This is a genomic window from Paraglaciecola sp. MB-3u-78 (assembly GCF_002835935.1).
In the GTDB taxonomy this organism is placed as follows: Bacteria; Pseudomonadota; Gammaproteobacteria; order Enterobacterales; family Alteromonadaceae; genus Paraglaciecola.
The window spans coordinates 261,854-286,194 of record NZ_PJCF01000004.1; the positions used below are offsets into that span (position 1 = coordinate 261,854).

The 24,341-nt window shown below is 40.1% G+C and carries 15 protein-coding genes; 9 read left to right on the plus strand and 6 right to left on the minus strand.

Features of this window, described 5'->3' with window-relative positions; translation table 11 throughout:
- The first annotated feature begins 193 nt into the window (after positions 1 to 193).
- Genes CXF95_RS08050 through CXF95_RS08060 form a run of 3 tightly spaced genes read left to right on the plus strand, consistent with a single transcriptional unit; the run spans position 194 to position 5,512 of the window.
- A complete protein-coding gene (locus CXF95_RS08050; RefSeq protein ID WP_101198206.1) occupies positions 194 to 2,152 on the plus strand; it encodes an alpha-amylase family protein in 1,959 nt (652 codons plus the stop codon).
- Positions 2,149 to 3,000 carry an alpha/beta hydrolase gene (locus CXF95_RS08055; protein WP_101198207.1) on the plus strand — a complete coding sequence of 284 codons (852 nt, stop codon included), beginning with the start codon at positions 2,149 to 2,151 and terminating at the stop codon, positions 2,998 to 3,000. The genes CXF95_RS08050 and CXF95_RS08055 overlap by 4 nt, the downstream gene beginning before the upstream one ends.
- 43 nt (positions 3,001 to 3,043) lie before the next feature.
- Positions 3,044 to 5,512, plus strand: coding sequence for a TIM-barrel domain-containing protein (locus CXF95_RS08060; protein ID WP_101198208.1), 2,469 nt, complete (start codon positions 3,044 to 3,046; stop codon positions 5,510 to 5,512).
- Between the two features lie 65 nt (positions 5,513 to 5,577).
- On the opposite strand, the gene CXF95_RS08065 is transcribed toward CXF95_RS08060, so the two are convergent.
- From CXF95_RS08065 to CXF95_RS08080, 4 genes are all read right to left on the minus strand, one after another.
- Positions 5,578 to 6,417, minus strand: coding sequence for a mechanosensitive ion channel family protein (locus CXF95_RS08065; RefSeq protein WP_101198209.1), 840 nt, complete (start codon positions 6,415 to 6,417; stop codon positions 5,578 to 5,580).
- A gap of 165 nt (positions 6,418 to 6,582) precedes the next feature.
- On the minus strand, positions 6,583 to 7,116 hold the full coding sequence (locus CXF95_RS08070; RefSeq protein WP_101198210.1) for a DUF2780 domain-containing protein: 534 nt from the start codon (positions 7,114 to 7,116) through the stop codon (positions 6,583 to 6,585).
- Positions 7,117 to 7,224: 108 nt separating this feature from the next.
- A complete protein-coding gene (locus CXF95_RS08075) occupies positions 7,225 to 7,659 on the minus strand; it encodes an MOSC domain-containing protein (protein ID WP_101198211.1) in 435 nt (144 codons plus the stop codon).
- 12 nt (positions 7,660 to 7,671) lie between these two features.
- Complete coding sequence (locus tag CXF95_RS08080) at positions 7,672 to 9,027, minus strand: MATE family efflux transporter (RefSeq protein ID WP_101198212.1); 1,356 nt, start codon at positions 9,025 to 9,027, stop codon at positions 7,672 to 7,674.
- Between the two features lie 324 nt (positions 9,028 to 9,351).
- Between CXF95_RS08080 and CXF95_RS08085 the strand changes: the two genes are divergently transcribed.
- Both CXF95_RS08085 and CXF95_RS08090 read left to right on the plus strand, forming a co-directional pair.
- The gene (locus CXF95_RS08085) at positions 9,352 to 9,639 is read left to right on the plus strand and encodes a transposase (protein ID WP_255418909.1); all 288 of its coding nucleotides are present in this window, start codon (positions 9,352 to 9,354) and stop codon (positions 9,637 to 9,639) included.
- A 14-nt stretch (positions 9,640 to 9,653) separates the two neighbouring features.
- Entirely contained in the window at positions 9,654 to 9,857 is a 204-nt protein-coding gene (locus tag CXF95_RS08090; protein ID WP_232787717.1) for a CorA family divalent cation transporter, read from the plus strand.
- A 400-nt stretch (positions 9,858 to 10,257) separates the two neighbouring features.
- On the opposite strand, the gene CXF95_RS08095 is transcribed toward CXF95_RS08090, so the two are convergent.
- Positions 10,258 to 18,573, minus strand: coding sequence for an Ig-like domain-containing protein (locus CXF95_RS08095; protein WP_101198214.1), 8,316 nt, complete (start codon positions 18,571 to 18,573; stop codon positions 10,258 to 10,260).
- 1,142 nt (positions 18,574 to 19,715) lie between these two features.
- On the opposite strand from CXF95_RS08095, the gene CXF95_RS08100 reads away from it, so the two are divergent.
- From CXF95_RS08100 to CXF95_RS08110, 3 genes are all read left to right on the plus strand, one after another.
- Positions 19,716 to 20,189, plus strand: a complete 474-nt coding sequence (locus CXF95_RS08100) for a PaaI family thioesterase (protein WP_101198215.1) — start codon at positions 19,716 to 19,718, stop codon at positions 20,187 to 20,189.
- Between the two features lie 303 nt (positions 20,190 to 20,492).
- Entirely contained in the window at positions 20,493 to 21,095 is a 603-nt protein-coding gene (locus CXF95_RS08105; protein WP_101198216.1) for a class I SAM-dependent methyltransferase, read from the plus strand.
- Positions 21,096 to 21,237: 142 nt separating this feature from the next.
- Positions 21,238 to 21,633, plus strand: a complete 396-nt coding sequence (locus CXF95_RS08110; RefSeq protein ID WP_232787718.1) for a DCC1-like thiol-disulfide oxidoreductase family protein — start codon at positions 21,238 to 21,240, stop codon at positions 21,631 to 21,633.
- A 115-nt stretch (positions 21,634 to 21,748) separates the two neighbouring features.
- On the opposite strand, the gene CXF95_RS08115 is transcribed toward CXF95_RS08110, so the two are convergent.
- Positions 21,749 to 23,395, minus strand: a complete 1,647-nt coding sequence (locus CXF95_RS08115) for a class I adenylate-forming enzyme family protein (RefSeq protein ID WP_232787719.1) — start codon at positions 23,393 to 23,395, stop codon at positions 21,749 to 21,751.
- A 393-nt stretch (positions 23,396 to 23,788) separates the two neighbouring features.
- Between CXF95_RS08115 and CXF95_RS08120 the strand changes: the two genes are divergently transcribed.
- Positions 23,789 to 24,025 (plus strand): hypothetical protein, encoded by a 237-nt coding sequence (locus CXF95_RS08120; RefSeq protein ID WP_101198218.1) that lies wholly within the window; start codon positions 23,789 to 23,791, stop codon positions 24,023 to 24,025.
- Positions 24,026 to 24,341: the final 316 nt, after the last annotated feature.

Below are 24,341 nucleotides of genomic sequence, written 5' to 3' on the forward strand. Positions count from 1 at the left end.
AGATTGTCACTTCTTGGTCATAATGATGATTAGCACACGATGATAACAGCTTAATGTTCACCAAACGATCTGATTTGAAAAACTGATTACCTCTTTTGGGATGTCAATAAGTTGTGAATACGTATGTAAGATACTATTAGATAACTGCGGCTAGAGGTATGATTTAGCAAGCTTTATCGAGAGAGATTTTTATATGTTTGCAACAAAATTTGCCAAGTGGAATCGCACTATTTTGTCTATTGTTATCTGTGCAGTTACTATTGGGTGTTCTCCAGCGCCTAAAGAAGAATCATCAACCCAAAAGCAGCAAGATAGTATGCAGATTGAACATTTATTACCTGATAAACCACAAGGTAAACCTGTTGTTTATCAGGTCTTTACTCGGCTTTTTGGGAATACCAACACGACTAATAAACCTTGGGGCACTATTGAAGAAAATGGTGTAGGTAAGTTTAGTGACTTTACTGATACCGCATTGCAAGGCATTAAAGAACTTGGTACCACACATATTTGGTATACAGGCGTACCCCACCACGATGTGATCACCGATTATTCAGCTTATGGTATTACGGGTGATGATCCCGATGTCGTTAAAGGCCGCGCAGGTTCACCTTATGCGGTTAAAGACTATTATTCTGTTAATCCAGACTTGGCAGACGATCCAACAAAACGTTTACAAGAATTTGAATCCTTGATTGCCAGAACCCATAAAAATGGCATGCAGGTTATCATTGATATTGTGCCTAACCATGTGGCGCGTAATTACCGCTCACTGGCTAAACCTGAAGGCACGAGTGATTTTGGCGAACAAGACGATACCGGGGTTGCGTATGCCAAAGACAATAATTTTTATTACGTGGTGGGAGCAGATTTCCAAGTACCTTTATCTTTAGATGGATATCAACCTTTGGGTGGGGAAGTTCATCCGCTGTCTGATGGAAAATTTGCTGAGTCACCCGCCAAATGGACAGGTAATGGCTCTCGTAAAGCGCAACCGAATTTTCATGATTGGTACGAAACTATCAAGGTTAATTATGGCGTTAAACCTGACGGTAGTTACGACTTCCCGCGGCTACCAGAGCAGTATATGCAACTTGAAATTGAGCAACATGCTAAATTTTGGCAGGATAAAGTGGTCCCTGATTCATGGCGTAAGTTTCGCGAAATTACTCACTATTGGTTAGATAAGGGAGTCGATGGATTTCGTTATGATATGGCAGAGATGGTGCCAGTAGAATTTTGGAGTTACTTAAATTCATCTATAAAAATGAAAAATCCCCGTGCTTTTTTATTAGCTGAAGTATACAACCCTGAATTATATCGCCATTACATTCAGCTTGGAAAAATGGATTATTTGTACGATAAAGTTGAATTTTACGATAGCCTAAAATCCATTATGCAAGGTAAAGAAAAAGGTAAAGTGTTACATCAAATCCAGTCAGGCCATCAAGATATTGAACAGCATATGTTGCACTTTCTAGAAAACCACGATGAGCAACGTATCGCCAGTGACGATTTTGCTGGCAAGGTTGGAGGGGCACAAATGGGCAAACCCGCCTTAGTGGTGTCTGCATTGATCAGTCGTTCGCCTACATTGCTTTATTTTGGCCAAGAAGTGGCAGAAGACGGCAGTGAGGACCTAGGTTTTGGTGACCCATCCCGGACCAGCATTTTTGATTATGGTGGCGTGCCAGCGCACCAACGTTGGATGAATAACGGCAAGTTCGATGGTGGTCAGTTGAGTCTATCTGAAAAAGCGTTACGGAGTTTTTATGTTGACGTGATGAAAATTTCTGCTTTTCACCCAACCATGTTAGGTGGTTATATGCCAATAAGTTTTAAACCCGACCAAGTTGCGGATGCACAGACTGGCGAAGTACTAAACCGCCAAGCTGCTGATAAGTTAGTCGCATTTGTTCGTTATACCGATAACCAGCGAGTCTTGGTGGTCAGTCATTTTGAGCAACAGCGTACAATCAATTTAGATGTTGTATTAACCGCAGCACAACTCAACACATTACAACTAACAACAGGGGAATACCTAGGCGTGGATTTATTAACTGGGGCACAGATAACCTTGATGGTTGAACAAGAATTAGGCGTGATGGCGTTAAATTTAGGACCAATGCAATCTGTGGTGATCCAGTTATGAGCAAGAAGCTAATTATGAGAAGCGTATTGTTTATCTTCCCTTTGTTTTTGTGCGCTTGCAGCGAACCACTCAAAACCTTTACTGCGACTGACAGTGTTCAAGTATTGCCTTACCAATTTGTTATGCCCGAATTAGAAAGACAGCGCAGCATTCGCCTGTATTTGCCACCCAGTTATCAAGCGTCTGAAAAACGTTACCCTGTCATTTATATGCACGATGGGCAAAATTTATTTGACGATATGACTGCATTTGCAGGAGAGTGGGGTGTAGACGAATCTCTCAACCAACTCGCTAAGAATCAAGGGCTTGAGGTGATTGTTGTAGGCATTGATAATAGTGCAGATTTTCGAATGAATGAGCTGTCACCATGGGAGAATAAACGTTTTGGGGAAGCACAAGGTAAGCAATATATGGACTTTATTGTAGACGTTGTTAAACCTTATATAGACACCAACTTTCGCACTAAAGCAGACCGTTTACACACAGCAATAATGGGTAGTTCTATGGGCGGGTTAATCTCCCACTATGGGGTGCATGCCTATCCAGAGGTTTTCAGTAAAGCGGGGATCTTTTCACCTGCTTACTGGTATTCCCAAGATGTGTTTTCTTTTACACAATTAAAAAAAGCACCATTGGATGCTCGTTTGTATGTGATGTATGGCGACAAGGAAGGAGATGGCATGATAGCTGATACCGATAAAATGCAGCGACAACTCAGACAACAAGGTCACCCTAGGCAAAACATGCTGTTTAAACGTGTGCTTAATGGCGAACACAACGAACAACTATGGCGCACAGAATTTACTGAAGCCGTTCAATGGTTATTTCAACAAGAGCCCGCTTTCTAAATACATCTAGCCCGCATTCACTTTTACCTAGAAGATAATCAATATGTTTTTCAATAAAAATACGATTTTTAGTACTATTTCACATCCAACTCTCACATCACTTAAAACAATTAGTCTGTTTGTTTTTGTACTTTTTAGTGCATTAATTCAAGCTGCAGAGTACCAAAGCCATAGACTTGAAGGTAATAAACTGGTGGTGTTAACCGATGCAGGGAAAGTGTCACTCACCGCCCATTCTGCCAATGCCTTTGAGGTTTTTTATCAACCCGGACATACCAAACAATTACCTTCTTTTGCACTTATGGATAGTCAATACTCAGTCGAATTAAATTTCAAAAATACCCTCAGCACCTTGCAAGTAAGTACTGGAAAACTGACAGCCATTATCAATAAATCACCTCTAAAAATAAGTTATTACCAAGATGAAAAACTACTTGTCGAAGAAGAAGTGGGTCTGTTCTTACAAGATACGCAACGGGGTTTTCGCTTTAAGCTGCAACCGGATGAAAAATTAATTGGCGGGGGCCAAAGAGTGCTGGGTATGGATAGGCGAGGGCACCGGTTCCCTTTATACAATAAGGCTGACTACGGTTACAGCACAGAATCAAACCAAATGTACTTTGGTTTATCTGCGGTTATGTCAAATCGCCATTACGCATTGATTTTTGATAATTCAGCCAGCGGTTATATGGACTTAGGCCATACTGAATCAGACATCATGCAATTTGAGGCCGTTGGGGGGCGAACCGCTTATGTGGTCGTGGCAGGCCTTGATTATCCGACTGTGATTAATCATTTTGTTGAGGTCACAGGTAAACAACCGCTCCCACCTCGTTGGGCACTTGGTAATTTTGCCTCTCGGTTTGGTTATAAAACCGAACAGCAAACACGGGATACAGTTAATGGCTTTATTGATCAGGATTTCCCACTCGATGCCGTGGTATTGGATTTATATTGGTTTGGTAATGACATAAAAGGCTTTATGGGTAACTTAGACTGGGATAAAGAAACCTTTCCTACACCACAAAAAATGATGGCTGACTTTAAAGCCAAAGGTGTTAAAACAATATTGATCACTGAGCCTTTTATTTTATCCAGCTCAGACAAATGGCAAGAAGCAGTTGATAAACAAGTGTTAGCCAAAAATCATGCTGGCGATCCCCGGCGTTTTGATTTCTATTTCGGAAATACTGGGCTTATCGATGTATTTGATAATCAAGCCAGTGACTGGTTTAAAGAGATTTACACTGACTTATTCAAACAAGGTGCGGCTGGCTGGTGGGGCGACTTAGGAGAGCCAGAAGTACATCCTGATGACAGTATTCATAACTTCGATGGCATACAAGTGACGGGTGACGAAATTCATAATGCCTATGGGCATATGTGGGCCAAACGGGTATACGAAAATCAACTGGCTATTGCGCCCAATCAACGCCCGTTTATCATGATGCGCTCAGGTTTTGTTGGCTCCCAGCGTTATGGCATGATCCCATGGACAGGAGATGTCAGCCGTTCTTGGGGGGGCTTAAAACCGCAAGTTGAACTGTCATTACAAATGGGCTTGTTAGGATTAGGTTATACCCATTCAGATTTGGGTGGTTTTGCTGGTGGCGAAGCGTTCGATCAAGAGCTGTATATTCGCTGGTTACAATACGGTGTGTTTCAGCCGGTATTTAGGCCTCACGCCCAAGATAATATTGCCCCAGAGCCTATTTTTCATGATAAACAAACAAAAGATATTTTGCGAAAATACGTAAAACTGCGCTATGCCATGTTGCCCTATAATTATTCATTAGCTTACGAAAATAGCCTAACGGGTATGCCACTAATGCGTCCGGTGTTTTTTGAAGATTCATCAAATGATGATTTGATTGACATCAAAGACAGCTATTTTTGGGGGGATGCGTTTTTAGTCAAGCCTATCACCGAACCCAATCTCACAGCAGTAACCATGGATTTACCTAAGGGAGTTTGGTTTGATTATTGGACAGATAAAAAATATCAAGGTAATCAGTCAGTGCAATTAGCGACTCAGCTAGATAGATTGCCTGTGATGGTACGTGGTGGTTCGTTTATCCCTATGGTCGAGTCGGTGCAATCCACAGACAACTACACCACACAAACATTGTACTTACATTATTATGCTGACTCGTCGATTAAGTCCGCATCTGGCATTATGTATGATGATGATGGGGTAGATCCTAATGCCATAAAAAATAAAGCATTTGAAAAGCTGACTTTTAATGGACAGCAAAAAGAAAACCAACTCAATTTTAGCCTAAAGCGCCAAGGTCACTATCCAACAATGCCAGCAATTCGGGCATTAACCTTGTTAGTTCACAACTGGCCGAAGGCCGCTAAGATTATATCAATCAATCATAAAACTATCGATCTCGTTGAAGATAAACAAACATTTGCAAATGTTAGTCAGGCAGGATTCTGGGACCAAGAGAGCAGGGTTTTACAGGTTAAATTTAATTGGTCTGAAGATGCAGAATTAGAAATAAAATAGGCGCAGTTCATTGCTAATAATATGCATGCGCCTATTTTTTGAATGCTCAAGACTAAGGATTATCCTTAGTCTTGAGCTCTTTCTTGGATCATATGTATATCCCGTTGCGGGAATGGAATAGTTAAACCCGCTTCTTCAACCGCAGCCTTAAGTGCTGGACGTATATCAAAGAATAAACCCCAATAGTCATCAGTTTTTGCGAAAGCTCTGACTAAAAAGTCAACCGAGCTGGTGCCTAAATCAACTACAGCGACTACATTGCCTTCGTCTTGTAATACTCTTGGATCCGCTTTTAATACCGCCTCCATTGCTGCTTTGCCTTTGGCAATATCATCTGAGTAAGAAATACCAATGGATATCTCAACCGCTCTAACATCACTTGCGGTGTAATTGATGATGTTGCCGTTTGCTAATGGGCCATTAGGCACAATAATGATGCGTTTGTCGAAGGTCATAAAGGTAGTCACGAAAATACCAATATCCGTTACTACGCCTTCTAAACCTTGTGCTCCTACGTAGTCACCTACTTTGAATGGGCGGAATATTAACACCATCACACCCCCAGCAAAATTAGACAGACTGCCCTGCAGTGCAAGACCAACAGCCAAACCTGCGGCACCTAAAATAGCGATAAACGAGGTAGTTTGAATACCGATCATCGATGCGACGCTGATCACCAATAATACTTTTAGTATCACTTCAAAAATATTGGTTAGAAATTTTGCTAAGGTTTCGTCTGGTAAACCTTTAACTGCGCTACGTCTAACTCCATTACTCAATTTACCTATTACCCACAAGCCAACTACCAGTACGACTATCGCGAGTATAAATTGAGTACCGTATTCTGTTCCTAGGGTGATGGCTTTGTCATAGAATGTTTGTAATTGTGTTTCAACGGAGTCCATAGTATTTCCTTAAAGGGGGGATTCATGAGTCTAAACTATGGGTCGAAAATTGGTTTTGGACAATTTTTTTGTATGTTTTTTTTATGTAGATAGGTATTAGGAGAAAATTCTGTTTAATGATGAGTTGTAAAAGGGCCTGCAATAAGTAGCAAGCCCATTTACATATTATAGGGATAACGTGTTTAAGCCTTTCATTAATTGTTCTTTGATTTTTTGACCTTCATCAGTGTCTAAATAAGTTTTGGCACTATTAACAACTTGCATGATCATTTCTGAACTTAACCCTAATGCTTCGAACTGTTTTTTTAACTCGTTGACTGCTTTTAACGAAGCATTGTAATTGGCTGCTTTGTCCATCAATCCGCCTAATCCACCTTCAGACGACATACCGCTGATATCTGGCACTGCACCCATTAATGAATCGAGGCCAGGAAGTGAATCACTTAAACCGCTGAATTGTTCAGCAGAGATGTTTTCTTTAGCATAGTTAAACACTGATGCTAAGCTACCTTTTGCTTGAGATTCATCAATGCCGACAGATTCGCTGACTGAGCTAATCATATCAGTTACGTTTGGCATGGCAGGTGTTTCTGCTTCCATACCAAACATACCCTTAATAGAATCGAGCCAACCTTCGGCGTGACTTGCTGGTGAAAAGGCAAGGGCGGATACAACAATAAGTAAATAAGAGACTTTCATAATTAATCTTCAACCTAGTAAGTGAATAATTACTGTAATAATAAACCCAAATCCGAGATCACGTTAATAGATTTTAAAACAAAGCCAGTACCCTAGTATTTCTATTTGTTAAATGATCATCACTTTATCGCCGACCTTTATCCTTCCATCAGAAATGACGCGACAACAAACACCACCGCGCCAATCAGGTGTAAGTGCTTGGGTTAGCCCTTGATGTTGCGCGTCCATTTTTGGGCAAGGGTCGGTCTCACCGGTAACATACAAAATACATTGACCAATCTTGATTTGTTGACCTACCATACTTGCATCAAAACTCACGCCGTCAACCAGTAAATTAGCTCGCCTGACTGTCCATGGAAGTGTGGTACCCACTTCATCACAAGCAAGTTGCCACTGTTCAAAACTCATGACTGTCACCTGACGTTTGCCGGGCTTACCTCTAAAGTCACCCTCTACACCTGCTACTTTGCTTACCATAGCCTCTAATTTAGTTTGCATCGGGGCTCTAGATTTTGGGCGAAATGCGATATCCAATAACTGCATATTGATCCCTATTTAAGGGTTAATGGAGTGGAATGGTTTGTTTTGAATATACTTGAGTCGTAACCCTAAAGTTACAGCCGCTGTACTTAAACCACATATAAAGCCTATCCAAAAACCTGCCGCAGCCATTTGCGGCACTATCCAATCAGTTAGCCCCAACACACATCCTATTGTCATACCGACTACCCAATAGGATATAAAGCTTAAATAGAACATCGCTGTTGTGTCTTTGTAACCGCGCAGCGCAGTACCTGAGATGACTTGAATTGCGTCTGAAAATTGAAACATAGCAGCCAACAATAAAAGGCCTGAGGCCAACTCAATCACAGGTGGGTCAATACTGTATAACTTAGCAATAAACTCACGGCCAATAACAGTTAAGCAGGCAGTGAATACGGCAATGCTGATACCCAACAAGAAAGCACACTTTGTGGCGACTTTTGCTTGTTCAGGATCTTGCTCACCAAGTAAATGCCCAATACGAATGCTGGTTGCCATACCAATACTTAGGGGGATCATAAACATCAGTGCAGAAAAGTTTAGTGCCACTTGATGAGATGCCACCGCAATTGCACCAAAAGGCGCCAGTAAAATGGCCACTGCCGCAAACAAGGTGACTTCAAATAGTATGGTCATAGCGATAGGCAAACCCAATTTCAAACATTCCAGCATATCTTGATAATGTGGGCGGTACAATTTGGTATATAAGTCATACCTAGCCAGTTTTTTGGATTTGAGTGTATATAACCAGGTAGCAATAAACATGGCCACAAACACTAGTGCTGTTGCCACACCACAACCCGCGCCGCCCATTTCAGGCAATCCAAATTTACCGTAAATAAGCACATAGTTAGCAGGAATGTTCACCAATAGACCGATACCCATAATGAGCATGCTAGGTTTAGTAATCGATAACCCTTCGCAGAAATTTCTGAGTACTTGATACAAAGCAAAGGCAGGCATCGAATACAAAATATAATGAATGTAGTCGATGGTAATTCGCCGTAAATCCTCATCCATTTGAATGTATTGCATCAAAGGTTCAAATACAAAACCAAATAACACGGCAAGAATAGAAAAAGCCAAGGCTAGCCAAATCATTTGATGGGTATAGTTAGCGACTTTATCAATCTGTTTTGAGCCATTAAAACGCGAAATAATAGCCGGCAGTGCAAGGGTGATCCCTTGAAGAAACACTATAATTGGCAGGGTAAAACCAAACCCTATGGCCACAGCCGCCATATCGGTAGCTGAATAACGACCCGCCATAATAGTATCTGACACCCCCATCAAGGTTTGGGTGATTTGCGCAACCAGTAAAGGCCACGCTAGATGACAAATTGTTTTTAATTCTTTCTTAAATGCCACAAATTATGCTTCTTATTGTTGTTGAAAATTAAAACTAAAAGATTTTTTTACCACAGAGATGTATGGACCCCCTCCCCCTAGGGGGATAGCGTAATAAGTAAGCAAACTTTTACCAACAGGAGCCCATACATTGCCAATTTTAATGTGTTAGCGATAGATTTAGCAAAGAATGTTTTTCAAGTATGTAAAACCAGGTATAGAGGCAAGGTTATTTACAACAAATCCTTCACTAGAAAAAAATTGAAAGAATTACTGATTAAAAAGCCCATGTCCTTGGTTGCGATGGAAGCATGTAGTGGTACGCATTACTGAGCACGTTATGCGATTGAGCACGGTCACAAAGTAAAAAGCATGTCAGCCAGGCGAGTCAAAGCATTTAGACAAGGTCAAAAAACAGATGCAAACGATGCGGCAGCGATTGCCATCGCGGCATTACAACCGCAAGTTAAACCAACACGACTGCTGAGTATAGAAAATCAATGCCAACAAGGGCTAGTACGCATTCGGGAATTGTTAGTGACGCAGAAAGTGGCGACAGCGAAACAAATTCGAGATTTACTTTTAGATTTTGGTTTTCCTATTCCAAAAGGTGACAGACCAGCGTTAGCCTAAAGTTGAATGACGTCATGAAGGTACTGACAATCATTGCGACTATTTTTATTCCACCTACCTTCATTGTTGGTGTTTATGGAATGAATTTTAATCCACAAGTAAGTTATCTAAGCATGCCAGAACTTGAGTGGCAATATGGCTACATCTCAGTATGGATGATTATTGTACTGATGATCACTGGAATGCTGATATTTTTCAAAAAGCATAAGTGGATTTAAATCCTACACTGCTGACATTCTTTTATTAGGATGTTAGCTAATGATTTTGTAAATAATATCCAATGTCCGAATTCTTAAGACAAAATTAACCAATAATTGCTCGATTATCCCCACTTTCCTCTATTTCAGATCTTGTCCTCGATTATTATGTTTTGCGAATGTTTCAATCAGAAGCAACTGAACCTTAATTAATTTGATTGAATATTCGCGGATCCTCAGGCTTTAAACTTATAAACCTGAGTTCAATTTATTGACTCGGGTTTATGAAATAGTGGACTCTATTCAACCGATATTTTTATCTTTTGTTAATGGCATCTGGAAAAGTAAAGCAAAAAAATGTCGGTGTTAGCCGACATTTTTTAATGTTTCGAAGTATCCAACGTGAGAGCTGGAACTGCCTCTAATGTGTAATGATCAACTTCATGTCAATTTCACAACCCGCAGGATCATTACTCGCACTTGTGGTTGTTGCGCCTAGTTGTTTAATGTCGTAGGTTAGATATGATTGCGACGTAACTTCGGCATAACTAACAGAACGAGAAAATCGTTTCATACAACCCGATTGAAATTGGCTAACAACATTTGCACTGCCAATTGGACATGAAGTAAGGCTTTCAATATCGTCTACCCGCATTAACACTCCTGACAAATTGATATTCTCTCCTTCGTGGATTACAAATGTTTGCTGACCATAAACCCCAGCATTTTGAGAAAGTTGGCGGTACAACATACGACCTTCACTAGATAAATCAAAATAACGATTACCATCTTCATCTGTTTTTACTACCGCAGGTTTAACAATTGAATCATTCGTTACACTAGTTTTGACTAAGCCGCGGATAATATGTCTCGAGGCTGCTAAATCAACCGCGACTGACATAAGATCTTTTGGAGTTAAAAGAACATTGTCAATATCTCTAATATTAGCACCTTCAATGTAATAACGACTATGTGCATCAGACTCAAGTCTATTTACTTGATTAGCTTTAATTACGTCAAAAGACACTGCTTCCCTAAATATTTTCATTTCAGAGCCTTTCATGCTGCCATAATAGGATAATCCGGGCGCGTATTTTTTGTTTGGAGAAATGATATTATCCATCTCAATTGATCGATTTAGTGAAATAAAACTAGTTTGATTAGGATCTCTTTCAATACCAACACATGAATAAGAGCCATTACCAAGAGTATGCCTTAAGTTATCTAAAGGAACAGGTACCTTGCCGTTGAGAACAAGATTACCATTTGTATCAAATGAAGGCGTCTGCCACTGCATTAGTAAACGTGCATCACCATGATGCTCAAAATATTCAATTTCAATAGTTTTCCAACCGGGTTGAGAAACTGTTAATTTAAATTCTTTATTTTGATTAGAATTTAGAGACCATTCATCATTAACGCCCGGCCATTCGACCCCTTCACCACTTACTGTCATTCGAAACCCATCATCAGAATTAATGTGTATGAAATAATCAGCATCTTCAAAAAATACTTTTGGCAGCCAAGTAGCAGGATCATATGTAGGATTGCCATCGGTATCTAGTATGGGAGTAGTACCATCAGATTCAAACAGCTGATCACCAGTTTGAGGATCTAGTATGACATTCCCATCACTATCTAATTTAGTAAATGACTTTAACCCTTCACCTAAATAGATCTGGCCACTCCATTTAACTTTGAAATCGTTATCCGCTGCCGGAAGTCCACCCCGCCCCCAATTAACATAAGCACTTGCGTTATATCCGCGGTCACCAAAGTTTAGTGGTAGATAATCGTCACAAGTAGTTGCATCAAATTCTGGAGATCCTTCACAATAGCTCACTTCCATAAGCAGCCCTCTGGTAAAGTCAGTCGAATCAGGAATCTCACCTGGTGGTAAAATAGTCTGGTTAACGAGTTGTTGATGACCTGATGCTAAGGGTCTTACTGTTCCTTCTGGGGTATAAGCAAATTCATCAGAACTGGAAAGGATACGATTTCCTTGCTCTGCTCCATCATTCCCCTCCCCATATAGCCACCACAAAATATTTGTAAGCTCTTCGCAATCTTCCTGAGGATTTAGAGCACATTCTCCCTCACCCATATACCCTAAATAAATGGACTCATAACTTACATGAACTAACGCATCTCTTTGTAAAGGATTAATTAAAGCGCTATCAATTTCACTTTTATCGTCAGTACCATCGCCATCGGTATCAACTTTATTCGCATTGGTAATGTAACCATTGAAATTATTTGCTTCTTCATAATCTGTTAATCCATCTCCGTCTGAATCGGCTTTAGTAGGGTTTGTATAAATAATACCCCAGGGCTCTAACTCTCCGGTAAGTATTACGGTGTAACCGGTTATTACTTCAGCATGATCTGTTAAGCCATCCTCATCAGTATCTTGTAAAAGTGGATTAGTACCATACGCATCCGGATTTATTACCAAGTTAAACCCTGTAAAAAACGATTGAATATTTGCATAGTCAAAGACACTGAAGCTATATTCTTCGCTGCCATCAATAGAAGTATGAGTAATGGAGCGAAACTCTTGATAATCATCGATACCATCATTGTCGGTATCGGCGCTGTTTGGATCACTACCAATATCACGCTCTACATAATCTGGTAAACCGTCGAAATCAGAATCTGCTAATACTGAACTTGGACGAACTAATAAGCCTACTGTCGAATTATTGATAGAAACTATCCAACCGCGAGCTTCGAGTGCATCTGACAAACCATCGAAATCACTGTCTCTGAAATTATCTCCATCGTTTTTAGTGGGATCGGCACCAATTGCCACTTCAAAACCATCGGGTATAGCATCATTGTCGCTATCTCTTCGTAATGGGTCGGTAAATACTATACGACCATAGAGTTTTACATCTTTGCCTTCAGGAATAGGTAACCAAGGCTCTACATATTTTGCATCAGTAATACCAATCGGTTGACCTGCCGAATTCCAAACAGCTGGCGCGTAAGGGGCTAATGTTGTGTTTTCTGCTTTATAAACCACCACATTAGTGCCATCTGCTGGATTCGTAGGATAAACAACAGGAATATCAACACTATTTAACTCTCGGTCAGGTCCAGCAGCGATAAACCACTCAGATACCGTTTGATCGTTGCCTACTGGTTGTGTTTCCAAAATACCGTTTAAACCTGCGGTAATAATGATATCGCCTACTTTGGTCCTACTTCCATAGGAAATACGTTGAATATCATCACCTTGTGCAACTGTATTCACTATCCCCCAAGTTTTAGTTGAGGATACACAACTATTTGCAATGGGATCATAACACTCAGTTTCAGCAGTTTCGATAATAGCCATGCCAGCAGCAAAGCCAAACAATTCATCACCATCACTGACTCGATCATCATCGGTATCACTTGAAAGCGGATCGGTTGCAGGCAAATTCACACTGGAGTTTGAATATTCATCATCATTATTGAGACTGGTATCAATAATGCCATTGGGACCAGGTAAAATACCGACTGTAGCAAACATTAGGTTTCGATTAAATCGACTACTTTCAGGGTCAGTAATGTCAACAAATGCATAGACATCATCGCCTTGAGCTTGGGTATCTAACATGCCATTTTTGCCAACTATAATTGCACTGGCTTTATCCATAGCCACAGTCCGGTCAATACATAAAGCATCACTTCGAGGATCATCATCCTTACAAAATTCTCGCAAATCTTGCTCTTGAATATCCCATAACCCATCATTGTCAGAGTCTGGTGTTGCCGGACTTGAAAACACTCGTTTTAATTGACCATTTCGACTAATTAACCAACCTAATTTGGCTTCAACTAAATCACTAATGCCATCGCGATCACTATCCATAGAATCAGGTAAACCATCTCCATAAACAGCTGGGTCTTTACCTACATTGTCCGCACTAATGAAATATTCAAGTTGCTCGAGTGTTTTCTTCAGGTAACGATTATTAATCACTATAGGCACAAAATCATCGTTATTGTAGTTATCAACAGCACTATCTACCGAACCGAAGAGGAATTCTTCATGGGCAAACAATCCGTCTTTATCTAAGTCTTGCAGAAAAGCTAAACGAATTGACTGACCTGCTTTTAATTCAATTTGGTCAAAATCAACAGAGGTAGGCATGTCACCTTCAAGTCTTGCAAACCAATTTGCACCGTAATCACCGTTACGGAATGTTTTGACCCGTACTAATCCTTTAGGACCATCACAACTACAATCAGCAGTAGTCGCTAAACAATATTGCCCAGCTATTTGTGGTAATGACGAAGCAACAGAACAGGTTCGCTGTAGTTCATAACCACTCATAAACTCTTGTTCGTCACCGATGCTTTGTATTGAATCTAGGACACCATTCTTACCAGGGTCAATGACTAAGGTCCTAGGTGCAATACCGCTAGAACCAAAAGGAATTAACTGCACATCATCGCCCTGAGCTAAGGTATCTACTTTTTTATTAACCCCGGCAATAATACCGGTACTTACAGAGCTATTGCGCAATAAATCACCTATTGCCGCTTTTGTGGTGAGAATCCCATCGGCACCAGCCGTTATTATATTGCCATTTTCAACGTCATCACCGTCGGCAGTAGTACTTAGATTGCCGTCTGGTCCGGCATCAATATAATCTTCAGATGTATCGTGCTGATTAAGACCGAGCACATTTTCTAGTAAATAGCCTAAAGATAATCCTTTGTTCTTACCCGAACCATCAAATCCACCAAGGTAAGTTTTATTGTTTAAAACGCCATTGGTCGCTACTTGATAATTTTCACTACCAAGTTCACCAAAATCAAAGCTAATTCCTGCTGTACGATCATGTACAGTTTGGCTGCTAAACGCAAAATTACGCTGGTATTCATCGGCAATATCATAATTTACCACTTTGAAAACTAAGCTTTTCGGGTCACGCATTAATGTTTCAATTACAGCTGGGAAAACATCATTATTAGCAAACACAAATGGCCCTTTACTGCCATCAAATGGTCCAATATTGATTTCTAAATCATTGCCAGTAATCAAAGTTGAATCAGCAATTAAAGTAGCGATGGGTAAGTAGCGAGATGGATTTTGTGGATCTACTTGTAATACCGATATCTCTAAATTTTTAACAGTAAATGCTACATCACCTTTATTCTGAACATTAATATTGGCACTAATTCTGGCAGCAGTTAATTCACGCGTTACCTCTTGGCCTTTAGCTTGTTCATTAAACTTAATTAACGAATTCTCTAGTGCACGCTGTGCTTCTCGGGCACTTTCTGTATCAATTTGAGTATTAGTACCGGTATGTGACTCAGTGGTCCCACCTAAACCAACTTCTATAAATAAACGATCAAAAAGTGATGTTAAATAACAGGCCCAACAAGCTACTTCGGCTCCATTTACCGATGAATGATCGGCTTGAGCATCTCTTAAACCAAAACCCACATCCCATGAGAATGAACTAGTGTTTTCTCTAAACGTTAATGTGCTATTGGCAAAAGATGTGTTTTCTGAGCTACTCAGAAAAGCGCTCGTACTGGATTCACTACTAACGTTTTCGCCTTCGCTATTCACATAAGTATAACGTTCATCAATTTGTAGATTAATACCGTCTACTTCGATATCTAATTCTGGCATATCAGCCACTTTTGGATCACGATTTAACGAAATTATTTCTTCGTCGTCAGTAAACTGGTCGCCATCGGTATCAGCCAGCAGCGGTGAGGTAAGGAAGAAAGTATGTTCAGCTCCGTCCGGTAACGAATCACCATCGGTGTCTTGCTCAGCAGGCGCACTATAGATAACGTTCCACTCGATATAGTCGCTCAAACCATCGGCATCTGTATCAGGTGAACGTGGATCCATACCAAATGCCCACTCTTCACCGTCCGATAGACCATCTTGATCGGTATCCTTAGTGGTAGGGTCGCTGGTCACTTCACGAAGAATAGTTTCACCACTAACTAGCCTAATCATTACGGTCGTGCCGCGCAATTCTTCATTATCTGCCAGACCATCGCTATCACTGTCGACTAAACCAGATACTGAATCACCACTATCAATCAGATCATTGTTGTTCGCATCGTCCCAATTGTCGACAGAACCATCTTGGTCTTTATCTATAAGTACTAGCGCATTGCCATCAACAATAACTGTGTCACCACCATCAATAATGCCATTGTCATCATTATCAATAAGTTGGTAATTACCGGTGGCTAAAGACCAATGCTGGGCGATAGGAGGAGAGCCCGGGAAAACCGCACTTCGCGGATCGTAGTTAATGTTAAAAGTACCGTCTTGAGTCGCCAGCGGATTACCCTGCAGGTCTTTTACATTCACTACTGTTGCACGGTAGGTAACTTCGTTTTGCGAAGTTGTTTGAATATTAACTGACGTATGGGTTGCATCAAACCATGTTACCGCCATGGTGAATACCGTACCCACTTCACTGTTAACATTTTCTTGGGTAAAAACATAGTTGCCTGGCAACAGTGCACTATCGCCCATTACTGAACTGAAACTAAGTGTTACACCGGTATTACCAGTTGATATTGCACCAACTACCTTAGGTAATTGAGTCGGGTCTGACACACTGGTCGCCCCTTCGTAGTAAGCATCAATACTGTTAGCGCTGGCTAAAATAATATTACCACTGGTGTCAGTAACACCATCAGTAATCTGAACATAATAAGTTGTACCATCTACTAAGGTTTCTGTGGTTAAGGAAACTTGTGTATGGCTTGGATTCAATTCTGCACCAAGCACTTGCACTTTCCCATTCGTACAACTTCCGTTTGCAGCAAACGGCTGCGTACAAACACGATAGTAAAGTGGGTTTGCAGCGCCCGCGTTTACTTCCTCACTAAAGGTCAAGGTAATACTATTAGTACTAGTAAAAGTGAGATTAGCCACACTAGGAGAGAATTTATCTTCAAGTAATAAACCAAACGAACCAGAAGACAGATTTGGATCCATACTATTATGCGGTAATGGCATTGCCTGATCTGTCACTTGTGAGCTTACGTCAACTTTATGGGGAACTCGAGGAGCAATATTCTCTACAGTCAGAACGACTTCAGTATTTGACTCAACAAGCTGCGCAGAAAGAACCGGTAAATTAATCAATGTACCTGAGCTACAAGTTTGAAATTCAGGACAAAACGTTATGGTGTAAAAATTGGGAGTCTCAGCTGAAACATCAAGTGGCTCACTAAAATATAAACGAACTCTATTACTTGATTCCGCAATTGAGGCAATTAAGTAGGGTTGTTGCGTATCTTTAAGGTCAAATCCAACAAACAAAGCAGGTACAGGTGGATTAGCCATTAATAAACCTTCAGCACTGTGAATGCTACTTGCAACCAATTGATAATCAATTCGGGCTTGTGGTGTCGTAGTTAAAATAACATGCCATTGATCATCACCAAATATCGCATTAATAATATCAAGCGATGGATTTTCTACCCGATATTTGGTCCAATCAAGCGCATCATCATCCATTCTTTCGGTAAAATTTACCAATACATGAGTATTATCTGTGGCGATAGCACTGGCAATACTAGGGGCGCTCAGTCCGCTACCAATAAATTTAGCAACCGTAAAATCTGCAATAATATTGCCCGGCGCAGGAGATGCTCGATCTGTTACATTAGTGACAGATAAGTAGTAATTAACTCCGCTGTCTTGAGGGCCTGTAATGATTGAAACTTGGGTATTTAGACCAACCAATTCACTAGAGATAACACTCAATTGATTGTTCTCAGGGCACTGACCGGCATTATCAAATGCAATTGAACAAATTTGGTAATGTTTTGGCTCTGCAGCTGTATCCCAAAGCGGTTCGTTAAAAGTTGCTATAACACTATTGTGAGATGTTGATACTGCACTTAGTAATAATGGAGCTGTGATATCTGTTTCAGAAATCCCAAAAAAGTAGCCGCCATTTCGATCTGGGTGAATAAGCTTACTACCCGGTTGAGTGATGATATTAGTGATAACTAAGACATATTCTATGTTGGTCATCGGAGTAGTAGTTAGCGTAATCAAACGAGGATCTTTGTTATCCACTTCAGCTGCTAGAACCTCAATTCTACCTTCTTCAACATTTGGAACACTCCCATTGGGCGCTAGAATTCGATAGGCAGACACAAGTTCAGCCGAACCTTTATTCATATCACGGTCCATGGTTACCAGCACCGAGGTGTTTGACATAGCGGTAACGGACATAACAAAAGGTTCTGGCCCTGTGCTACCAATAAAGTTGTCGGCGTTAGTAAAAGTAATAGTCGGGTCTACTTTCGTTGTCTTTGAGGTAGAACTGGACATTGCTTTGGCTTGTGTACTTGAACCTTGTGAATTCAACACAATGGTGTAAAGGATTGGGTCCTGGGCCTCTGTTTGTAATACAGCACCTAAGCCGTCAGCGTAAAATGATAATTTTTCTACCTCTAGCTTTTGGCCCGCCCCAGAAATAATACTGATATCGCTTGCTTTGAGCAGATCTGAGGTAACAACCTTGTCAAAGGTGAATTCTATAAAATGCTGACTGAGGGATTGTGTATTGGTCACTTGCGGCGGTGTTTCTATCACCACTTCTGTGGGTGGTGTGACAACGGGTGGTGCTGTGCCAACTGGCGGTGGGGTAACAGTAGCAGGCGTATCACCACCGCTCCCTCCACAAGCACTTAGAAACAAAGCTGTAAGTAAAATAGTGCATTGTGCATGCATCTTAATCATGAGTAAATCCCTCTAATAACAGTACGACCAAACCAACAGTGAACTGGTTGGTTTGGTGTTTGAGTATTCCTTCACGCAACACGAAAAAGTTATTTGTCGCTAACTTAGCGTAGAAAAGGGGTTCTTAGTGATAGAATATAGATAATATAATTTCCTTGTCCAGTAGACATTGTATTATTTTTAAACAAATGAGTGGTTTGGAGAAGTTAACTTCACTTCACTGCATTTCACTGCATTTCACTGCTTAGGAATGCATATATTTTCTTGTATTAGAAATATCATTATCAAAAAGTTGGTTTAATAGAAGTTGAGCAAGGAAAAAACATTTTGTGTTTTGAGATAGGGTAACGATTGAGGAAATGCGAACAACGAACTTCGATCAAAGCACAGTCGCGTAGTTATCTGCATTTTCTGTAAGCGTCCGCTAAAGCTCACATTCCATTAATTGTATTAACAAAAAAGACTATTTTTTTCAAAAAGAGTGTTTTAAATTCAAAAACAATTTGAATCGCGTATGACCGGTTTTGGCTGAGGCTGTGTGAAAACTCAAAATATACAATAGAGAACGTGCACCTGCGTAAATATCAATTCAAATTCAGACCGCTCGGCAATTGAAATTTAATGTAGTTCGTGGTTTTTCAAAATTAACTAGCTAATATAGTTTTCACACGCTCTGGGCTCGGAACTGCCTTTCAGTCTGGTCTACCTCAACTTCTGTGCTAGCATTTTTTAGTCGAACATCGGCTCTGAAAACCAACAAAAGCTTACGTCAGCTTTCAGGAAATTTTTGACTTTAACCAAGATTACTCAACGGCTCATATGAGCGATGACTTACTAGTCGCGATTGATTCAACCGTATGATTGCATCACGCTCAGTCCAGTCCAATCTAGGATGACTTTTTATTACTCACCTACATAAACCAAAATATTATTCATGGATGTATGGGTAATTGTATCTACATAAATTGTAAACAAGAGCAGTGTTATGGTTTTATTAGATGATTAATAATCATGGTAACGTTAGTCGTGGGCAAAAAGGATTGAATTAATCCGATCATATTAAAGCTAATCTGTAGGATAATGTTGTCAATGATATCCAAGCATTACCGAGTCACTTTAACGTTTTTTTTTGAGGAATAAATATGAATAATAAAGCATTTCAAGATTGTTATCCTGACGATTTAAGCCATTGCTATGGTTGCGGCAAAAACAATCCTGAAGGTCATCAACTAAAAAGCTATTGGCATGGTCAGCAGACTATCGCTCACTATACTCCTAAGTCTTACCATACTGCGATCCCTGGTTTTGTTTATGGTGGTTTGATCGCCTCATTAATTGATTGTCATGGAACGGGTAGTGCTGCCGCCATGGCGTTTCGTAATGCAGAAAGAGATATGGATACATTACCAGCTATACGCTTTGTTACTGGGGCATTGAATGTTAATTATTTAGCTCCCACCCCACAAGGAGTTGAGCTTGAACTAATCGGGTCTTTTAACGAAGTCAAAGAGCGCAAAATCATAGTTGATATTATCGTTTCAGCTAATGGTGTGATATGTGCCAAAGGCAGCGTTATTGCGGTCAAAATGCCTGAAAGTATGGTAGTAAAGCAATGATTATTGTAAAGATATAAAGGAACACGACGCCCAAGTTAATGTTGTGAAATATTTCGCAACGGGTTCTGTTAATTTTACTCTGATGGCAACGACCACACTTTATTTCAATATTATTATCTAACTCAACACACCCAAAGACATATACAAAATATAATTGCAGAGTTGCTAATGGATTCATGGGAATAATGGGTGTTAAGTTGCTGCCAAGCCCGAATTAACTTTAACAATCCAATTAATCTAACCTCAACTCACTAGGTTCGTTTCGTTGGCATGTTGGGGCTTATACAAAACTAGGAAGTACAGATGACTCAAGATCTTTTCGAACACAAAGCGGATATTTACGAGAGCGATGAGAATAGAGTTTCAAATGTCGATAACATTGCTAATGCTATAATAGGATGTGTCAGTCTCAATCGTACAATGCATTTAATGGATTTTGGATCCGGTACTGGATTGTTGCTCCAACGCATTTCGCCATTTGTAAGAAAAATTACAGCAATAGATATTTCAGAATCGATGAACCAACAGCTTGAAAAAAAACGAAGCAGTCTGAGTTGTGAAATCGATATTTTACACATTGACTTAGAGTCCAACGATATCCCTGACAAATTTGATGGGATCATATCTTCAATGACAATGCATCATGTGAGCGATATTCGGGCAATGTTCGTAAAATTTTATTCTATGTTAAATGATGGTGGAATAATCGCTATATCTGATCTCGACAAGGAAGATGGAAGCTTTCATACAGAAGACACGGGTGTCTATCATTTTGGTTTTGAACGAATTGCAATTGTTAATGCTGCACAACAAGCTGGTTTAAAAGAGGTTGAAATTGTAGATGCCAGTGCAGTGCATAAACCACATGGGGCGTTTCCAGTATTCTTGCTAACGGCTAAAAGATAGAGATGGATGTGTTCCAAAACATGCAATATCAATAAATAACTTTAAATTTTTGATTGAATTATTATGAAAGTTTTTTTAAATGAGTTTTATACATACCTCAAAAGGCGAGGGTACCCCGATGTTCTGTGAAGAAATTTTACTTGTGTATGATACTGAATGCCCGGCCTGTAATGCTTATTGCCAAGTCGTGAGGATTAAAGAAAGTGTGGGTGATTTACGTATTGTGGATGCAAGGAAAAATAGTGAAGTGATGAATGAAATCACCGCACAAGGTTTTGACATCGATCAGGGAATGGTTTTGAAGATGGGTGATCAGTTTTATTATGGCTCTGATGCGATACATAGGCTTGCTTTGATTAGCAGTCGTTGGGGCATATTTAATCGTTTTAATTATTGGATGTTTAAATCAAAAGACCTTTCAAATATTCTTTATCCGCCCCTCATGTTTTTTAGAAATTTGCTATTGAAAATACTTGGGAAAACCAAAATCAACAATTTGAAGCCTCATCTCAAGGATAAAGAAAATCATAAATTCTAACGCCTTATGGAACTTAACAGACAGCATAACTCGCCACCCATAGTCAATTTATCAAATGCTTCTAAAAATTTGATTGAATGACAATGGGTGTCTGCGTAGTTCATAAAAAATAAGATTAGCGTAGTGCTTTTTTATCAATCTTACCTACTGGTGTCAGAGGTATGGCATCGATAAAGTGAATATGTTTTGGTGCTTTAAAGGCAGCCATAGATTCACGGCAAAATGTTAAAATTTTATCTTTTATTGCGTTTTGATCGGCATCTATATAACGGGCAGATAACTCAACATACAAATTGACTATATCGTTACCTGGACGGGCTTTATCTTCGGTACCTATTATCGCACAAGCTGCAATTTCAGGGATAGCGGAAAGCTTATCTTCTACTTCGACTGAGAACACTTTGAAACCGCCCACAATCAGCATGTCTTTGGCGCGATCACAAAGGAAAATATAACCATCTTCGTCCATGTATCCTACATCGCCAGAAAACATCCAGCGCTCGCCGTCAATCTCTCGCAGAGCTTTGGCCGATTCGTTAGGTAAATTCAAATATCCTTTCATTACTTGGGGCCCGGAACAAATAATCTCTCCCGGTTCGCCGTAGGGCATGTCTTGATTACCTGTCTCAACGTCGCGAATACGTACCTTTGCATTTGGAACAGGAAAGCCAATTGACCCAAGTTTATAACGCTTCGGTGGATTGGCAGTGTAGCAAGGTGCTGTTTCGGTCATGCCAAACGCATCAGATATCTTATTTTCGCCAATAATAGCTGCAAGCGCGTCGTAACTTCCGCGAGTGAGAGGGGCGGCTCCTGATACCGCCACTCTTAGTTTGGAAAAATCGAGGGATGAAAATGCAGGATTAGCAACCATCATGTCATATAATGCAGGGACTCCAACGATAACGTTTGCAGGGTGCTTTTGAAGTTGCTCACAAATAAAATCTGTATCCCGTGGATTGGGCACGAGGATCATCTTGCCACCATAAATGGCTGCGGCAATTGCATTGGCTAGTCCTGCAATATGAAACATTGGAAACGCGCTCAATAGCGTTTCTTGGCTTTCGTTAAAAGGATTCACTGCCATCGATTGCGCTGTGTTATGCATAACATTACGCTGCGACAACATCGCGCCTTTAGGTTTGCCTGTGGTACCGCCAGTATATTGGATCATGAAGGTATCGTTCCAATGGACATCAGTTTGATTATATTCATCTGATGCCGATTGAGTGAGACTTAAATACCGGAACACTTCACAATTTTTAATTTCTGGAAGTTCAAAGTCTGTTGGGGTTAGTAAATCCGCAGCCCCTGTTACAATTGTATATTCTAAACAGTCTGGGGTTACAGGCATAGCTGCTAAAGCTAATGCAAGTTCGTTTAGCGTGATAATGACTTTAATGCCTGCATCTTGAATTTGATATGCCACTTCTGGTGGGGCTAAGAGCGGCGAAATTCCTGAACCGATTGCGCCTATCTTACTGATTGCCGCTAACGTTATTGGATATTGCGGAATATTAGGCAGGTGAATGCCAACAACATCTCCTTTATTAACCCCCAATGATATTAAAGCATTGGCTAAGCGATTGGCTTGTTCATTGTATTCTGCATAGCTAATTCCACGTGCTACATACCACATCGCCATCGCTTCAGGCTGAATACGGGCATGTTCCTCAATAAAGCTACCAAAAGGTCTATCTTCAAACTCTGGGGTGATAATACCTAAAGATTCGTAGTGAGCTAACCATGGTAAATTCATCATGCGTTACTTTTCCGTTTAATTATTAATAAAGACAACGCTAAATCACCGGACAGTCAATATTTGAAAAGTGAAGTTTAAGGTTTCAATAAATGTAAATGTAAATGTAATGTGTCAGGTTATGTACAACGCGTCTAGTGCTTTCATTTCGCCAATAAAAGGTTTTCATAACATTTATAAGCAACGCTGAACCAACACGTGCTAAATATGTGCCCTTCGACCCTTATAGAAAAAACCATATTGAACTAAAGACTTACCAAGCCACCCAATGTAAATATGCTCAAATGACTCTAAATATTTGATTATGTTACGATGAGGGTCTGTATGATTTACTTGTTTAGCTAAATCAAAGTCAGTTTTTGTCTGATTGTTTACTTTGTGTAATTAAGGATTTATATGCGTAATGTGTTGTTAACCAGTATTTTGGTGTTGGGTTTGAGTGCTTGTGCACAGCCAAGAGCGGTGGTTGCAAATCCGTCTGTACTTGAAAAAAATGACACTAAAAATGTATTGGGAGAAAAATGTGAAGATGCTAAATATCAACTTGATAAAACGGTTGAAGAAGGTCAGTTATCTGATTTGAGAGAATTAAAACGCAATATTGAATTGTACTGCGTTTGGCGCAGGAATTAGTATTTCGAAAAACAAAATGGGGTATGGTTAAAAAGAGCGTATATATAATGATTTAAATGTGAATAAGTCAGGTGTTAAGACTCTAGGTTATTAACACTGAGAGTATCCGATGCCGAGTATCAAGTACCGCGCACCGAGAACGTTGTGGTAGAGATAATATCGCGTTTTTTATATGAGCTTATTTTTTGAATTTTAAATGATGCCAGTCAATTTACTTTTCTGTATGTGCTAAGTAGCTGTGTAATTTGTGGTAAAAAACGTCTATTTTTCTGTTTAATATAGTACCTAGCCATGAACTAACCTATTGTAATTATGC

What these genes read in the sequence shown, in the direction of transcription:
- CXF95_RS08050 (WP_101198206.1), top strand. Translation starts at nt 194, where the DNA reads ATGTTTGCAACAAAATTTGCCAAGTGGAATCGCACTATTTTGTCTATT.
- CXF95_RS08055 (WP_101198207.1), top strand. Translation starts at nt 2,149, where the DNA reads ATGAGCAAGAAGCTAATTATGAGAAGCGTATTGTTTATCTTCCCTTTG.
- CXF95_RS08060 (WP_101198208.1), top strand. Translation starts at nt 3,044, where the DNA reads ATGTTTTTCAATAAAAATACGATTTTTAGTACTATTTCACATCCAACT.
- CXF95_RS08065 (WP_101198209.1), bottom strand. Translation starts at nt 6,417, where the DNA reads ATGGACTCCGTTGAAACACAATTACAAACATTCTATGACAAAGCCATC.
- CXF95_RS08070 (WP_101198210.1), bottom strand. Translation starts at nt 7,116, where the DNA reads ATGAAAGTCTCTTATTTACTTATTGTTGTATCCGCCCTTGCCTTTTCA.
- CXF95_RS08075 (WP_101198211.1), bottom strand. Translation starts at nt 7,659, where the DNA reads ATGCAGTTATTGGATATCGCATTTCGCCCAAAATCTAGAGCCCCGATG.
- CXF95_RS08090 (WP_232787717.1), top strand. Translation starts at nt 9,654, where the DNA reads ATGAAGGTACTGACAATCATTGCGACTATTTTTATTCCACCTACCTTC.
- CXF95_RS08095 (WP_101198214.1), bottom strand. Translation starts at nt 18,573, where the DNA reads ATGATTAAGATGCATGCACAATGCACTATTTTACTTACAGCTTTGTTT.
- CXF95_RS08100 (WP_101198215.1), top strand. Translation starts at nt 19,716, where the DNA reads ATGAATAATAAAGCATTTCAAGATTGTTATCCTGACGATTTAAGCCAT.
- CXF95_RS08105 (WP_101198216.1), top strand. Translation starts at nt 20,493, where the DNA reads ATGACTCAAGATCTTTTCGAACACAAAGCGGATATTTACGAGAGCGAT.
- CXF95_RS08115 (WP_232787719.1), bottom strand. Translation starts at nt 23,395, where the DNA reads ATGATGAATTTACCATGGTTAGCTCACTACGAATCTTTAGGTATTATC.
- CXF95_RS08120 (WP_101198218.1), top strand. Translation starts at nt 23,789, where the DNA reads ATGCGTAATGTGTTGTTAACCAGTATTTTGGTGTTGGGTTTGAGTGCT.